Raw genomic sequence first — 16,132 nt, 5'->3', positions numbered from 1 at the left:
TCTGCGTGAATCTGCTAGATCTACGTTTATAAAAATAATAAAGGAATAAAAAAAATCGGTGCTTATCTGTTTTATCTGTTAAATCTGTGGGCCAAAAAAAAGTTCAATATGAAAATTAAAAATATTATAATACTTCTCTGCTTTGTTACAGGATTTAACACAGCTTTCGCAAATGATGGCTGGTTGAATATCCTAAAGGAAGGTGGAAATAACAAAGGCGTTATTTGTACGCAAGCCATTCAAGGTGCCATCGAAAAAGCATCTAAAAACGGAGGAGGAACAATTTTTTTCCCTGCTGGCGAATATCTAACGGGAGCTTTGAAATTAAAAAGTAACATCACAATTTACTTGGATTCGGGAGCATTGTTGAAATTTTCAGAGAATTTTGATGATTATTTGCCTTTTGTTGAAATGCGTTACGAAGGAATTGTGATGCAAACTTTTTCACCATTATTCTATGCTAAAGATGCGGAAAATATTACCATCAAAGGTCGTGGTGTAATCGACGGACAAGGAAAAGCATGGTGGAATGAAGTTTACCGAATTGAAACGGCTAAGGGTCCAATTCCGGAAACGAAATATCAAAAAATGTGGGTGGAACAAAATAAAGGAATCGTTTACTCGGCTTATTATCAAAGAACAATTGATAAGCATTTTTTTAGACCTGCTTTCTTTCAAAGTTATAATTGCAAGAATATTTTAATCGAAGGTGTAACCTTTCAGAACTCTCCTTTTTGGACGATAAACCCCGTTTTTTGCGATAATGTAACGATTACTGGAATCACGATTTTTAATCCACATTCGCCAAATACGGACGGAATCAATCCTTCTTCCTGCAGGAACGTGCATATTTCTAATTGTCATATTAGTGTGGGAGATGATTGTATTACCATCAAATCAGGAAGAGATGAAGACGGTCGTAAATACGGAAGGCCAACGGAGAATGTTACGATTACCAATTGTACGATGTTGAGTGGTCACGGAGGCGTGGTTATTGGAAGTGAAATGTCGGGCGGGATTAAAAAAATCACGATTTCAAATTGTGTTTTTGACGGAACCGATAGAGGAATCCGAATCAAATCGGCTCGTGGCAGAGGTGGTGTGGTCGAAGAAATTCGGGTTGATAATATTGTAATGAAAGACATCAAAGAAGAAGCTATTGTACTGAATCTTTTTTATGATAAGGATACTAAAGCAGAACCTGTAACCGAGAAAACTCCGATTTTCAGAAACATTCACATGAGTAATATTACAGGTTCGAATGTCAACAAAGCGGGAATGATTTTGGGTATTAGTGAAATGCCTGTTCAAAATATTTCTTTTTCGAATATAAATATGGATGCCAAAGAAGGTTTTACTGTAAGTACCGCAACTGATGTCGAATTTCACGATGTAAAAGTAAATGCTTCAATGGGTTCTTCGTTTAAAATATCGGATGCTAAAAACATTATTTTGGATAATGTAGGTTCTTCAACTCCGATTAAAGGAATTCCAGTAATCAAATTAGATAATGTGTCGAACATGATGATTACTAATAATTTTCCATTTTATGCGACTGATGTTTTTATCGAAGCAGATGGAGCAGCAACAAAAGGAATCTATTTAAAAAATAATGTATTTAATAACGTTTCAACCGTAATTAAAAAAGGAAAAGACTTAGATAAAAATGCGATTGTAGAATAGTATTAGATTTTACATTCCTGCAAGGTTTCAAAAACCATGTAGGTATTAATTTTAAAATTAAATACCTACAAGGTCAAAAAAGACCTTGCAGGAATGAGAATAAAGTTTTTGAACAATGAAAAAAATAATCTTCCTTATCATACTTGCCTTTTGCGCTTTGAGTTGTTCCACTTCAAAGCCAATTTATTTGTTTACTTCATTTCGTGAACCCGCGACAGATGGTTTGCATTTGGCGTATAGCAAAGATGGCTATCATTGGGAAGGACTGGAAGGCTCGTTTTTGAAACCTGAAATTGGCGCCAGCAAAATCATGCGTGATCCGTCAATTGTAAAAGGAAAAGACGATGTGTATCACATGGTTTGGACAACTGATTGGAAAGGTGGAAATGGGTTTGGTTATGCCAATTCCAAAGATTTGATTCATTGGTCAACCCAAGAATACATTCCGGTGATGAAAAACGAGCCCGAAGTAGTGAACGTTTGGGCACCTGAAATTTTCTTTGATGACGAGCAAGACCAATATATTATCATTTGGGCTTCTACGATTCCGTTTCGATTTGAAAAAGGTATTGAAGAAGAGAAAAATAACCATCGGATGTATTATGTAACGACCAAAGATTTCAAAACTTTTTCGGATACCAAATTATTCTATGATCCTGGATTTAGTGTAATTGATTGCGTGATTGTAAAACGTGCCAAGGATGATTATATTTTGGTTTTAAAAGACAACACCCGACCGATGCGTAATATTAAAGTCGCTTTTGGAAAATCGCCTTTAGGGCCATTTGGAAAAAGTTCAGAACCTTTTACCGCTTATTTATCAGAAGGACCAACTGTTGAAAAAATCGATAACAACTGGTTGATTTATTATGATAATTATGGTGCCAAGAACTATAAAGCGGCAAAAACATCCGATTTTATACATTTTGAAGATGTCAGCTCAGCAATAAAATTGCCAGAAGGACACAAACACGGAACGATAACCACGATTTCAAAAAAAGTTTTGAAAGGATTAATGGAGAGAAAATAATTGATTACTAGCCCTGTCAGGGTTCAAAACCCTGACAGGGTTGATAAATCTAAAAATAAAGAATAATGATGATGGAATTAAAAAAAATAAAACACAACATCGCAACAGCAACAACGATTCTATTGACTTGTGGCGCTGTAAATTCTGCGGTAGCCCAACAAGATACCATCCGTTATGTAGGTAAAACACTTTCAAACGTGGATTACCATCACGGGCAATTGAGTCCTGCGGTAGGAGTACACGCCACACAGATTATGCGTGCCAGCAGAGAACATCCTGAAACAGCTGATGGTTTTGGTTGGACGTACAACCACCAACCCATGATGGCGTATTGGAACAATACTTTTTATTTGCATTATTTGAGCGATCCATCAGGGGAACATATTCCACCAGGTCAAACTTTTTATATGACTTCAAAAGATGGAGTTACGTGGACAAAACCCAAAGTTATTTTTCCTATCTATCATATTCCGGATGGATTTAAAAAGGAAGGTGTCGAAGGAGTATCTAAAAATTTAGATGCTGTAATGCACCAACGCATGGGATTTTATGTTTCATCAGATAACAGATTACTTTCTTTAGGGTATTACGGAGTGGCTTTGGATAAAAAAGACGATCCTAATGATGGTAAAGGTTTAGGTCGAGTGGTCAGAGAAATTTATAAAGACGGAAGCTTTGGTCCAATTTATTTTATTCGATATAATAAAAATGCGAATTCATTGGCAACAGTATTTCCTTTTTATAAAAAAAGCAAAGACAAGAAATTCATCAAAGCTTGCGACGAACTGCTTTCAAAACCTTTGATGATGCAACAATGGGTGGAAGAATCGGATAGAGACGACCCATTAATTCCGCTAAAAAAAGAATATAAAGCATTTTCTTATTACCATTTACCAAACGGAAATGTGATTGGTTTATGGAAACATGCCTTAACATCTATGAGTAAAGACGATGGAAAAACTTGGGAATATAATCCTATGAGAGCTCCAGGTTTTGTGAATAGCAATGCTAAGATTTGGGGGCAAAAAACTTCCGATAATCGCTATGCAACCGTTTATAATCCCTCGGAATACCGTTGGCCACTAGCCATTTCTACCAGTGATGATGGTTTGAATTATACGGACTTATTATTGGTTCATGGTGAGATATCACCAATGCGTTACGGAGGAAACTACAAATCGGCAGGACCACAATACGTTCGCGGAATTTTAGAAGGCAACGGAACGCCACCAGACGGTAAATTATGGGTAAGTTATAGTGTGAACAAAGAAGATATTTGGGTGGCCTCAGTTCCTGTTCCTGTTACAAGTGAAGTCAAAGAAGATGCCAATGATGTGTTTAATGACTTGCCAAATGGAGAAGAATTAAAACTATGGAATACCTATGATTTGTCTTGGGCTTCCGCCAAAATTGAGAAGAAAACAGATGGCAAAAAATGGTTGACATTACGTGATAAAGACGCCTTTGATTATGCGCGAGTCGAACGTGTACTTCCTTTTGCTCAAAAAATGGAAGCCACTTTTACCGTTATGCCAGAGCAAAATGACAAAGGGCTACTACAAGTAGAATTTTTAAATAAACAAGGATTGCCTTCGATTCGATTGGTATTCGATTCAGATGGGGTTTTGAAAGCTAAAAATGGCGCTCGTTACGGTGGAGTAACCAAATATGAAGCTGGAAATGAATATACAATCACGGTAAAATTAGATGTAACTTCTCGCTCGTACACTGTTCAAGTAAACGGCAGCAGGGAATCGAACAAAATATTTTACGCACCAGTTGATGGTATTTCACGCATTATGTTCCGTACGGGTGAACAACGTTATACGCCAAATGCAGATACTGAACCAGACACCCCTGATTTTGTAGATTTACCAGATACTGGAGTTTTAATCCCAGAAGCAGTATTTAATATTAAATCATTGGTTACGAGAAGATTATAAAAAAAAATATAACCGCAAATTTCACAAATTTCTAATTGAAAGAAAAAGAATAATTTGTGAAAATTTGTGCAATTTGTGGTAAAAAAAATAAAGCGTGAAGATTTTCAAAAACATAGTATTCCTTTTTTGTCTTCTAATTTCATTTATTTCTAATGGACAAGTTACGGTCGAGCATTTAACTTGCGAAATGGCCGAAAATCCTTTGGCAATTGTACAGACAAAACCTAGATTAAGTTGGCAATTGGTTTCCAATGAATCAAATGTTTCTCAAAAAGGATATCAAATTTTAGTAGCTTCTTCTGAGGCAAAACTTCAAACAAACGAAGCTGATATATGGGATTCTGGAAAAATAATGTCTAGCCAAAGTCAGTTGATTTCTTTTAATGGAAAAGAATTAAAAAACGAATCCAAATATTTCTGGAAAGTAAAGATTTGGAACCAAAAAAATAAAGTATCGAATTGGAGTCCAATCGCTTCTTTTAGAATTGCCGCTGCAAATTCTGACTTGAATCCAACATGGATTGGTGCTATTACCAAAGCCAACAGTCATTTGCCGGAAGGTAGAAATTACCATACAGCGACTTTTAACAGAGAAAAAAAAGAGGCATTGATTAATGCATCGGATTCGTTGTCAAGACGCAGTATTCAGCTCCGAAAATCATTTGAAGTTAAAAAAGAAATCAAAGCAGCGGTTGTTTCTATTTCCGGTTTAGGACATTATGAATTAACGATTAACGGAAAGAAAGTAGGCAATAGTGAGTTTGCCCCTTTGTGGACCGATTATGATAAATCAGTTAATTACAACACTTACGAATTAACGGCTGCCGCATTACAAAAAGGAGAAAATGTAATTGGCGTTTTGTTAGGTAACGGAATGTACAATACACTTGCGGAAAGATATTCAAAATTTTATGTAAGTTTTGGCCCGCCAACTTTGTTTTTCAAAATGAGAGTGGTTTATAAAGATGGTTCTGAGGAAATTATTAAATCAGATAAAAGTTGGAAATACAGCAAAAGCCCAATTACTTACAACAGTATTTTTGGAGGAGAAGATTACAATGCCAATCTAGAACAAAAAGGTTGGGATAGCAAAGGATTTGATGATTCTAATTGGTCAAAAGTTGTGGTTCAAGAAGCTCCAAAAGGAGTATTAAGGGCACAAACAGCACCACCAATTACGATTCAAAAACAATACGATATAAAGGATGCGAATGAAATTAAACCTAATTTCTATGTCTTTAATATGGGACAAAATCTTTCGGGTTTTCCAACGATTAAAGTACAAGGAAAAAAAGGACAAATGCTTCGGTTTTGGGTGGGCGAAGGGTTGAATGACGATGGAACTATTGGTCAAGGAAGATCAGGCAAACCTTATTATTTTCAATATACTTTAAAAGGAGATGGTGTTGAAGAATGGCAACCGAAATTCAGTTTTTATGGCTACCAATACATTCAAGTTGAAAATGTAAATTATATGGAAACAAAAAATAATCAGTTTCCGACAATTATAGATTTAAAATCGAATTTTATTTATAATTCAGCTGGTGAAGCAGGAACTTTTGAGTGTTCGAATGACATTTTCAATAAAGCACATGAATTGATAAATAATTCCATCAAAAGTAATTTTCAAAGTGTGATGACCGATTGTCCGCATCGTGAAAAATTAGGTTGGTTAGAAGAAATTCATTTGAATGGACCAGGATTGTTTTTCAATTATAACATGCAAAGTTATTTTCCTGCTATCATGCAAAATATTGCTGATGCGCAAAGGGATAATGGTTTAATTCCGACAATTGCTCCTGAATATGTGGTTTTTGGAGGTGATTTTACCGATTCTCCCGAATGGGGTGTAACGGGAATTATTTTACCTTGGATGTATTATGAACAATATGGCGATATTTCCTTATTGAAAAAATATTATCCGGTGATGAAAAGGTACGTCGATTATTTGACTTCTAGGTCTAAAAATAATATCGTATCTTATGGATTAGGGGATTGGTACGATTATGGAACACATGCTGCGGGTTATTCAAAAAATAGTCCAATTGCACTTTCGGCCACTTCTCATTATTATTATGGAACGCTTTTGTTTGTAAAAGCAGCCAGATTATTGAACAAAGGAGAGGATATTGCAAAATACGAAGCTTTGACTGAAGAGATAAAAAAAGCTTTCAATACCGAGTTTTTTAATGAAAAAACAAAACAATATGGAACGAACAGTCAATTCAGCAATGCAGTGCCCATTTTTATGGATATAGTGGAACCGCAATACAAATCGGCGGTGATGCAAAATTTATTGGACGACATAAAAGCAAAAGGCAATAGACTTTCAACAGGAGATGTCGGCAATCGTTATTTGTTCCAGGCTTTGGCTCGAAATGGCGAAAACGAAATGATGTATAAAATGAACAATCATTATGATGCACCTGGTTATGGTTTCCAAATAAAATTTGGATTGACCACCTTAACCGAGCAATGGGATCCAAGAAAGGGGAATTCATGGAATCATTTTATGATGGGACAAATTGAAGAATGGTTTTACCAAAGTTTGGCTGGAATTGTCCCTGATGAAGCTCATCCAGGATTCAAACATTTCTTTATTCAGCCAGAGATTGTAGGAGATATGACTTTTGTCAAAGCGACCTACGAATCGATTTATGGGAAAATTGCTTCGGCATGGGAGAAAAAAGACGGAAAGTTATTCCTGAAAATTGAAATACCAGCCAATACATCGGCAACGATAAAATTACCAGTTCCGGAAAATTCGGAAATAAAGGTAAATGGAAAAACGGTAGAGAAATTGAAATTAGAGGTGAGTTATGATGCCAATCAAAAAATATCTACTTTGGAATTGGGCTCTGGAATTTATGTTATTGAATGCAAATTATAAAGAATTAAAAAAATGATTAAAATTAAAAAAACACGATTTGCTTTATTGGTTTCAATTTTTGCATTGACACTTACAAATGGGCAAACGCAAACATCGGACGATAATTATAGAAAGCCAATTACGGAAACCTTACAAAAAATGGAATCGCTATTTCATATCAAAATTTCCGATGATAGAGGTTTGTTGAAGGACAAAGAATTGGATTACGCCGATTGGCGAATTCAACAGGATAATCTAGAAGTTTCTTTGGCAAATGTTCTAGCGCCTTTTGAGTTAATGTATTTCAAACAGCCAGACGGCAGTTATCAAATTCGAAAATACGAACATTACAAAACATCAATAGATAAAGCCACGGATAAGTTGCATTATTTGACCAATTTGTATCCAACTTTAACTGCTTGGCAAACAAGAAAAAAACTATTGCAAGACTGCATGCGAACTTCATTAGGTTTAGATAAAGCACTGCCAATGCCAAAGTCAAAACCTATTTTAACTCCAATTCGCAACTATAAAAATTATAGTGTAGAAAATATTGGATTAGAAATTCTTCCCGGTGTATATACAACAGGATCTATTTATAAACCATATCCTTTAAATAAAAAAGCCCCTATTATTATCACGCCAAATGGTCATTTTGGGGATGGTCGTTACCGTGCAGATGAGCAGAAAAGATGTGCTATTTTGGCCCAAATGGGAGCAATTGTTGTGAGTTATGATTTGTTTGCTTGGGGAGAATCATTGCTTCAATTTCCTTCTGAAACACACAGAAATAGTATTGCGGCTACGATTCAAGCTTTAAGTGGAATACGATTATTGGATTATATAGCTACAATTAAATATGCAGACGTTACTAGAGTGGGAGTCACTGGAGGTTCAGGAGGAGGTTCGCATACTATGTTTTTGGCCGCTTTAGATGATAGAATCACAGTATCAGTTCCTGTGGTAATGGTTTCGTCTCACTTTTCGGGTGGTTGTCCTTGCGAAAGTGGACGTGGTATTCATTTATGTGGCAACGGAACTAATAATGCTGAAATAGCAGCTATGGCTGCTCCAAAACCTCAGTTAGTAATTTCTGATGGAGGAGATTGGACTGCTTTTGTTCCTGAATTAGAGTTTCCTTTTATTCAAAAAACATATGATTTATATGGTAAAAAGAATTTAGTTGAAAACGCGCATTTCCCAAAAGAAGGACATGATTACGGTGTTTCTAAACGTTTGGCAATGTATCCTTTTATGGCAAAGTATTTAGGTTTGGATTTGAATAAAGTTAAAAATAAAAAAGGCGAAATCGATGAGTCAACTTGTGTGATTGAACCATATGAAAAAATGTTTGTTTTTGGTGATAAAGGGGAGAAATTGCCAGCCAATGCGTTAAAAGACATAGATAAATTATATGAAATGTTTGGAGAAAAAAATAATAAAGTATATGATGTTAAAAAATAAATTCAAGACGGTTTTTGTAGGTATTTCATTACTTGTTGCTAGCCATAATCTGCTGGCACAAAGTACAAGTGAATTAAAACTTTGGTACAATAAACCGGCAAGTATTTGGAACGAAGCTTTACCTTTAGGGAATGGCCGTTTAGGTGCAATGGTTTTTGGAGACCCTTCAGTTGAACGTTTGCAATTGAATGAAGAAACGATTTGGGCAGGTTCTCCTAATAGTAATGCACACAATAAATCATTAGAAGCACTTCCAAAAGTTCGTCAGTTAATTTTTGATGGAAAGTTTAAGAAAGCACAAGATTTAGCCACAAAAGACATTATGTCTCAGACCAATAATGGTATGCCGTATCAAACATTTGGTAGTGTGTTTATTTCGTTTTCCGGACATGCTAATTATACCAATTACTACCGAGATTTAAATATTGAAAACGCCACTGCAACTGTAAAATATGTAGTTGATGGTGTGGAATATAAAAGAGAAATTTTAACCTCATTTGACGACCAAGTAGTTGCTGTGAAATTGACAGCTAGTAAACCTGGAATGATTACTTGCAATCTGATGATGAATAGTCCTTTTGATAAAACATTTACGTATTCAGAAGGGAGTGATATCGTACTTTCTGGAGTTGGGGGGACTTATGAAGAGCAAAAAGGTAAAATAAAATTTCAAGGGAGAACGACCGTAAAAAATACGGGGGGAATGTTGAGTTCTAAAAACGGTATTATCAGTATTACTGGGGCAGATGAAGCGACGGTGTATATTTCAATCGCAACAAATTTTATTGATTACAAAACATTAGGTGAAGATCAGGAGCTAAAATGTAAAGATTATTTACAATCAGCTTTGAAGAAAAATTTTGACGATATAAAAAGAGCACATATTTCTTATTATCAAAAATTCTTCAATCGGGTGTCATTGGATTTGGGGACAACTCCTGCAATGAAAGAAACAACGGATGAGAGAATAAAAAATTTTTCGAAACAATTTGATCCACAATTGGCTGCTTTGTATTTTCAATTTGGACGTTATTTGTTAATTTCTTGTTCGCAACCTGGAGGGCAGCCCGCTAATTTACAAGGAATCTGGAACGATATGCTTTCACCTCCTTGGGAAAGTAAATACACCATGAACATTAATGGGGAAATGAATTATTGGCCAGCTGAGTTGACGAATCTTACTGAAATGCACGAACCGTTTATTCAGATGGCAAAAGATTTAAGCATTAGTGGTCAAGAAACTGCCAAAATGATGTATGGGGCAAAGGGATGGGTACTGCATCATAATACGGATATTTGGCGTATTACGGGTCCAGTAGATTATGCTGCTTCAGGAATGTGGCCTACTGGTGGAGCTTGGGTTTCACAAGATTTATGGGAACGCTATTTGTATACTGGAGATAAAAAGTATCTCTCTGAAATCTATCCTATAATGAAAGGAGCTGCGGAGTTCTTTTTAGATTTTATGATTACCGATCCAAATTCTGGTTATTTGGTAGTTGTTCCTTCCTGTTCTCCTGAAAACACACATGCAGGTGAAGATGGCAAATCAACTATAGCTTCTGGTACTACTATGGACAATCAATTGGTTTTTGATTTGTTTACACACGTAATTGAAGCCTCACTTTTGGTTTCTCCTGATAAAGATTTTACTAATAAATTAAGTGTAGCTTTAGCTAAAATGTCTCCTATGAGAATTGGAAAGCACAGTCAATTGCAGGAATGGCAAAATGATTGGGATGATCCAGAAGATCATCATAGACACGTTTCACATTTGTATGGATTGTTTCCAAGTAATCAAATTTCGCCAATCAAAACCCCTGAATTATTTGAAGCGGCTAAGAATTCTTTAAATTACAGAGGGGATGAATCAACAGGATGGTCTATGGGTTGGAAGGTAAATTTATGGGCACGATTGTTAGACGGAAATCACGCGTATAAATTATTAGAAGACCAATTGCATTTGGTAACTCCAGAACAAAGAAAAGGGGGCGGAACTTATCCGAATATGTTCGATGCGCACCAACCGTTTCAAATTGATGGGAATTTTGGTTGTACCGCAGGAATTGCTGAAATGCTAATGCAAAGTCAAGAAGGAGCGATTCATTTATTGCCTGCTTTACCGGGTGTTTGGAAAAACGGAAGCATCCAAGGTTTAGTGGCAAGAGGTGGCTTTGTTATTGATATGACATGGAAAAACAATAAAGTTTCAAACTTAAAAATTTATTCAAAAATAGGAGGAAACTGTCGATTAAAATTAGAAAACAGCTTAAAAGCAGCCAAAGGAATTACTCTTAAAAAAGCAAAAGGTAAAAACAGCAATCCTTTATTTTATGATGTTGAAGTGAAGAAACCGATTATTGCTAAAGAAGCAAACTTACCAAAGGTAAAATTGCCTAAATACAATGAATATGATGTCGAGATGAAAGCGGGACAGACTTATAGTTTTTCGGCGAAGTAATTATAAACCATATAAGTGATATAAGGAAATATAAGTTTAGCTTCAATGACCTTTTAAAGCTTACATGGTGAATTAAAAAATAAATCAAAATGTTTACAAATTTTAACTATAAAATAATAGCCTTTGCAATTGTATTTGCAGTAATAAGTAGTGGTTGTAAATCAACAGCGAATCAATCCAAAAAGGAAAATGCTGTGGTTTTACAAAAAGAAAACTTCAAACATTATGTGGATTATTTCAACACGATGGAAGAGGAAAATTTGAAATTTGCAATTCCAAATGACAGTGCTTGGACGTGGATGAAAAACAATATTCCATTGTTTGAATGTCCGCAACAAAATGTGGAAGAAATCTATTATTTCCGATGGTGGACAGCAAGAAAACATATAGTGAATACACCACAAGGATATGCCATTACCGAGTTTTTGGTGGATCGTTCGTATGCGGATCAATTCAACTTGATTAGTTGTGCATTGGGACATCACATCAATGAATTCCGCTGGTTACACGACCCAAAATATATTGAGCAAAATGTGCATGTTTGGTTTAGAGGCAATGAAGGCAAACCAATGAAAAAGTTACGAACCTTCAGCAGTTGGACAGCGGATGCTTTGTATAATCGTTACTTGGTTAACAAAGACGATAAATTCTTGTTGGATATATATCCTGATTTGGTTTCAGAATTTGCTGCTTGGGAAGGCGATAGAAAGCGAAAAGACGGTTTGTTCTGGCAATTTGACGTAAAAGATGGAATGGAAGAATCCTTGAGTGGAGCTAGAAAATTTAGAAATGCTAGACCAACAATAAATAGTTATATGTACGGAAACGCCAAAGCATTGGCAACTATTTCCAAAATGAAAGGCGCCACTAAACAAGCGGAATATTTTTCTGCCAAAGCAGATACGTTGAGAAATTTGGTGGAAACTAAATTATGGAATGCTAAAGACGAATTCTTCGAAACCTATACTGAGAAAGATACGTTAGCACAAGTTCGAGAAGCGATTGGATTTATTCCTTGGTATTTTAATTTACCCCAAAAAAATAAAGGTTTTGAAAAAGCTTGGGAACAAATTAAGGATGAAAAAGGGTTTTCGGCGCCTTTTGGTTTAACCACAGCGGAACGCAGAAGTCCTCGTTTTAGAAGTCATGGAAGTGGAACTTGCGAATGGGATGGTGCTATTTGGCCTTTTGCAACAGCACAAACCTTAACTGCAATGGCCAATGTGTTGAATAATTACGACCAAAAAGTAGTTGATAAAACTGATTATTTCAAGCAAATGGAATTGTATGTACAATCGCAATACTATCGTGGTCTACCGTATGTCGGCGAATATTTAGACGAAACCACGGGATATTGGTTAATGGGTGACAGAGAGCGTAGTCGTTATTACAATCACTCGACTTTCAATGATTTATTGATTACCGGTTTAGTAGGTTTACGTCCAAGAGCGGATGAAAAAATTGAAGTCAATCCTTTGATTCCACAAGAAAAATGGGATTGGTTTTGTTTGGATAATGTGTTGTATCACGGGAATATAATTACCATTCTTTGGGACAAAACAGGAGAGAAATACCATAAAGGAAAAGGATTTCGAATTTTCAAAAACGGAAAGGAAATTGCGGTTTCAGATAAATTGGAGAAATTAATATCGGAATAAAATTGGGACGCAGATGATGCGAATTAAAAAGGGTGAACGCAGATTTTTTTGTAATGAAATGGCACACTTGATGGAAATTGTTAATCAAAAAGAATCTGATCGATCTGCCAAATCTGCGTCAAAAAAATATAGCAAATCAGCTTAAAAACAAAACTATGAAAAAATCTTTTGTATACACATTTATCCTAATTGCATCGCTTTGTTTTTCTTTGGCGAATGCCCAAAACAAAATCAGCGTTACACATTTGCAATGCGAAATGCTCAATAATCCCGAAGGAATTGATGTGTTGCAACCGAGATTGAGTTGGCAAATACAATCTGATGTAAATGATGTACAACAAACGGCCTATCAAATTTTGGTGGCTTCCAGTTTAGAAAAATTGAATACCAACACAGCGGATTTATGGGATAGTGGTACAGTTGCAACGGATGTATCGGTTAATGTTTTTTATAATGGAAAACCATTAGAAAACAGAAAAGAAGCTTATTGGAAAGTTAAGGTTTGGACTAATAAAGGGGAAGCCAAAGCAGACGAAATAGCGCATTTCAGTATGGGAATTTTGACTTATGCTGATTGGAAATCGACCCGATGGATTGGGTATGATAAACCTTCAGAAAGAGATAGTATTTCGCAGTTTTCGAGATTGTCAGCTAGATATTTGCGAAAAGAAATCGATTTAAAAAAACAAATCAAGTCGGCTAAAGTGTATATCATGGGATTGGGCTTGTATGAATTGTACATCAATGGAAACAAAATTGGAGATCAAGTGTTAGCTCCCGTTCCAACAGACTATACCAAAAACGTAAAATACAATGTCTTCGATGTGAGTTCGCAATTGAAAGAAGGTAAAAATACTTTGGGAACGATTTTAGGAAACGGTCGTTTTTTTACGATGCGTCAAGATTACAAACCTTATAAGATAAAAACATTTGGGATGCCAAAAATGGCAATGATACTAGATGTAAAATACACTGATGGAACCACTGAAACCATTAAAACAGATGATACTTGGAAATTAACAACTGATGGTCCCATTTTGTCGAACAACGAATACGACGGCGAAGAATACGATGCCCGCAAGGAAATGAAAGGTTGGAGTAGCAATGGATTTAATGATGCTTCTTGGTTAAATGCTAGTTTGGTCCAAGAACCGGGTGGTTTTTTTGAAGCACAAATGACACCCAACATGAAAATAATGGGCGAGGTTAAACCGATTTCGATAAAAGCAACTTCAAGTGGAACTTATATTTTGGATATGGGTCAGAATATGGTAGGTTGGTTGCAACTTAAAGTAAAAGGAAATCGTGGTGATACAATCACAATGAAATTTGCTGAATCTTTACAAGAAGACGGTTCTTTATATATTGCCAATTTACGTGATGCCCAAACAACTGATCGATATACTTTAAATGGAGAAGGGGAAGAAGTTTGGGAACCTCGATTTGTTTTTCATGGTTTTCGATTTGTAGAAATTTCAGGTTTTAAACAAAAGCCTAACTTAGATAATTTCTTGGGGAAAGTTGTCTATGATGAGATGAAAACTACGGGAACTTTCGATTCGTCTAACGAAACGATGAACCAAATATTTAAGAATGCCTATTGGGGAATTCGTGGTAATTACAAAGGAATGCCAATAGACTGTCCGCAGCGTAACGAGCGCCAACCTTGGTTAGGTGATAGAACAACTGGTGCCTATGGGGAAAGCTTTATTTTTAACAATCAGACCTTGTATGCCAAATGGTTGGATGATATTAAAAATGCACAAACTCAAGATGGCGGAATTCCAGATGTAGCGCCTGCTTTTTGGCGCTACTATGGAGATGGCGTAACTTGGCCTGGAACTTACATTACTGTGGCCGATATGTTATACCAACAATTTGCAGATACCGAAGTGATAAAAAAACAGTATCCATCGATGAAAAAATGGATGACCTATATGGAAGCCAATTATTTGGTTGACGATTTAATGACGAAAGACAAATACGGAGATTGGTGTGTACCACCAGAATCTTTAGAATTAATTCGTTCCAAAGATCCTGCTCGTCTAACCGATGGAGAAGTATTATCTAGCGCTTTTTATTATAATTTATTGGGAATAATGAAAAAATTCGCAACTGTAATTGAGGCTGATAAAACAGATATCGCTCATTATGATGACGTAGCTAAACGAGTTAAAAAAGCATTCAATGATAAATATCTGAATGTTGCAACCAATAGCTATGCTAATAATACGGTAACTGCAAATGTATTGCCATTAGCATTTGACATGGTTCCTGAAAACTATAAAGAGAAAGTATTCCAGAATATGGTTCATGAAGTCGAGGTGACTAAAGAAGGACATATTAGCACAGGAGTTATTGGAACTCAATTTTTGATGCGAACTTTGACTGATTTTGGAAGAGGGGATTTAGCTTTTAAATTGGCATCCAATAAAACCTATCCAAGTTGGGGATATATGGTGGAAAATGGCGCGACTACTATTTGGGAATTATGGAATGGAAATACTGCAGACCCAACTATGAACTCGCAAAATCACGTGATGCTTTTAGGGGATTTGTTGATTTGGTATTACGAAAATATGGCGGGAATCAAGAGCAATCCTGAAACTCCAGGATTCAAACAAATAATTATGAAACCTGATTTTAATGCAGGTCTAACTTATGTGAATGCATCATATGAGTCCATACATGGAGTGATAAAAAGCAACTGGAAGAAAAACAAAAATGATTTGCAATGGGATATAACTATTCCAAGTAATACGTCTGCTCAAGTTTACTTACCAACTAAACAAATTTCTGAGGTACAAGTAAATAAGCAAAAATTAGTTAAATCTTCAAATATTTACAATAAAGTTAATGACTTTATTGTAGTAACATTACCATCTGGTAATTATAGAATTATAGTAAAATAGACCATTTTTATTAAAAAATCGGGACAGTACAGGATGCAATAATGCTTATGTAGTGTTATGTTTACACTTATAAAATTTTAATTAATCTAATAATTGTGATTTTAACTTCAAA

Annotated in this window: 8 protein-coding genes; all 8 read left to right on the top strand. The window is 35.6% G+C overall.

The genetic code is table 11. The features are described 5' to 3' along the window. The first annotated feature begins 108 nt into the window (after positions 1 to 108). The 8 genes from E0F76_RS06770 (at position 109) to E0F76_RS06735 (ending at position 16,020) form a co-directional block, all read left to right on the top strand. Positions 109 to 1,683 (top strand): glycoside hydrolase family 28 protein, encoded by a 1,575-nt coding sequence (locus E0F76_RS06770; RefSeq protein WP_132003260.1) that lies wholly within the window; start codon positions 109 to 111, stop codon positions 1,681 to 1,683. A gap of 115 nt (positions 1,684 to 1,798) precedes the next feature. After that, entirely contained in the window at positions 1,799 to 2,713 is a 915-nt protein-coding gene (locus tag E0F76_RS06765) for a glycoside hydrolase family 43 protein (protein WP_132003257.1), read from the top strand. Positions 2,714 to 2,778: 65 nt separating this feature from the next. Continuing rightward, positions 2,779 to 4,656, top strand: coding sequence for an exo-alpha-sialidase (locus E0F76_RS06760; protein WP_246021998.1), 1,878 nt, complete (start codon positions 2,779 to 2,781; stop codon positions 4,654 to 4,656). Positions 4,657 to 4,750: 94 nt separating this feature from the next. Beyond that, positions 4,751 to 7,546, top strand: a complete 2,796-nt coding sequence (locus E0F76_RS06755) for a glycoside hydrolase family 78 protein (RefSeq protein WP_132003254.1) — start codon at positions 4,751 to 4,753, stop codon at positions 7,544 to 7,546. A gap of 12 nt (positions 7,547 to 7,558) precedes the next feature. Next, positions 7,559 to 8,989, top strand: coding sequence for an acetylxylan esterase (locus E0F76_RS06750; protein ID WP_246021997.1), 1,431 nt, complete (start codon positions 7,559 to 7,561; stop codon positions 8,987 to 8,989). Next, a complete protein-coding gene (locus E0F76_RS06745) occupies positions 8,973 to 11,450 on the top strand; it encodes a glycoside hydrolase family 95 protein (RefSeq protein ID WP_132003251.1) in 2,478 nt (825 codons plus the stop codon). The genes E0F76_RS06750 and E0F76_RS06745 overlap by 17 nt, the downstream gene beginning before the upstream one ends. A gap of 89 nt (positions 11,451 to 11,539) precedes the next feature. Continuing rightward, complete coding sequence (locus tag E0F76_RS06740; protein WP_132003248.1) at positions 11,540 to 13,108, top strand: MGH1-like glycoside hydrolase domain-containing protein; 1,569 nt, start codon at positions 11,540 to 11,542, stop codon at positions 13,106 to 13,108. Positions 13,109 to 13,263: 155 nt separating this feature from the next. Continuing rightward, entirely contained in the window at positions 13,264 to 16,020 is a 2,757-nt protein-coding gene (locus E0F76_RS06735; protein ID WP_132003246.1) for an alpha-L-rhamnosidase, read from the top strand. Positions 16,021 to 16,132 lie beyond the last annotated feature (112 nt).

It is taken from the genome of Flavobacterium cellulosilyticum, assembly GCF_004349355.1.
GTDB lineage: Bacteria > Bacteroidota > Bacteroidia > Flavobacteriales > Flavobacteriaceae > Flavobacterium > Flavobacterium cellulosilyticum.
Note: the sequence above shows the minus strand (reverse complement) of the source record. Positions and strands in the feature narration are given on the sequence as shown.

Coding starts and splice junctions, on each gene's coding strand:
- E0F76_RS06760 (WP_246021998.1), top strand. CDS start 2,779: ATGATGATGGAATTAAAAAAAATAAAACACAACATCGCAACAGCAACA.
- E0F76_RS06740 (WP_132003248.1), top strand. CDS start 11,540: ATGTTTACAAATTTTAACTATAAAATAATAGCCTTTGCAATTGTATTT.
- E0F76_RS06765 (WP_132003257.1), top strand. CDS start 1,799: ATGAAAAAAATAATCTTCCTTATCATACTTGCCTTTTGCGCTTTGAGT.
- E0F76_RS06750 (WP_246021997.1), top strand. CDS start 7,559: ATGATTAAAATTAAAAAAACACGATTTGCTTTATTGGTTTCAATTTTT.
- E0F76_RS06745 (WP_132003251.1), top strand. CDS start 8,973: ATGATGTTAAAAAATAAATTCAAGACGGTTTTTGTAGGTATTTCATTA.
- E0F76_RS06770 (WP_132003260.1), top strand. CDS start 109: ATGAAAATTAAAAATATTATAATACTTCTCTGCTTTGTTACAGGATTT.
- E0F76_RS06735 (WP_132003246.1), top strand. CDS start 13,264: ATGAAAAAATCTTTTGTATACACATTTATCCTAATTGCATCGCTTTGT.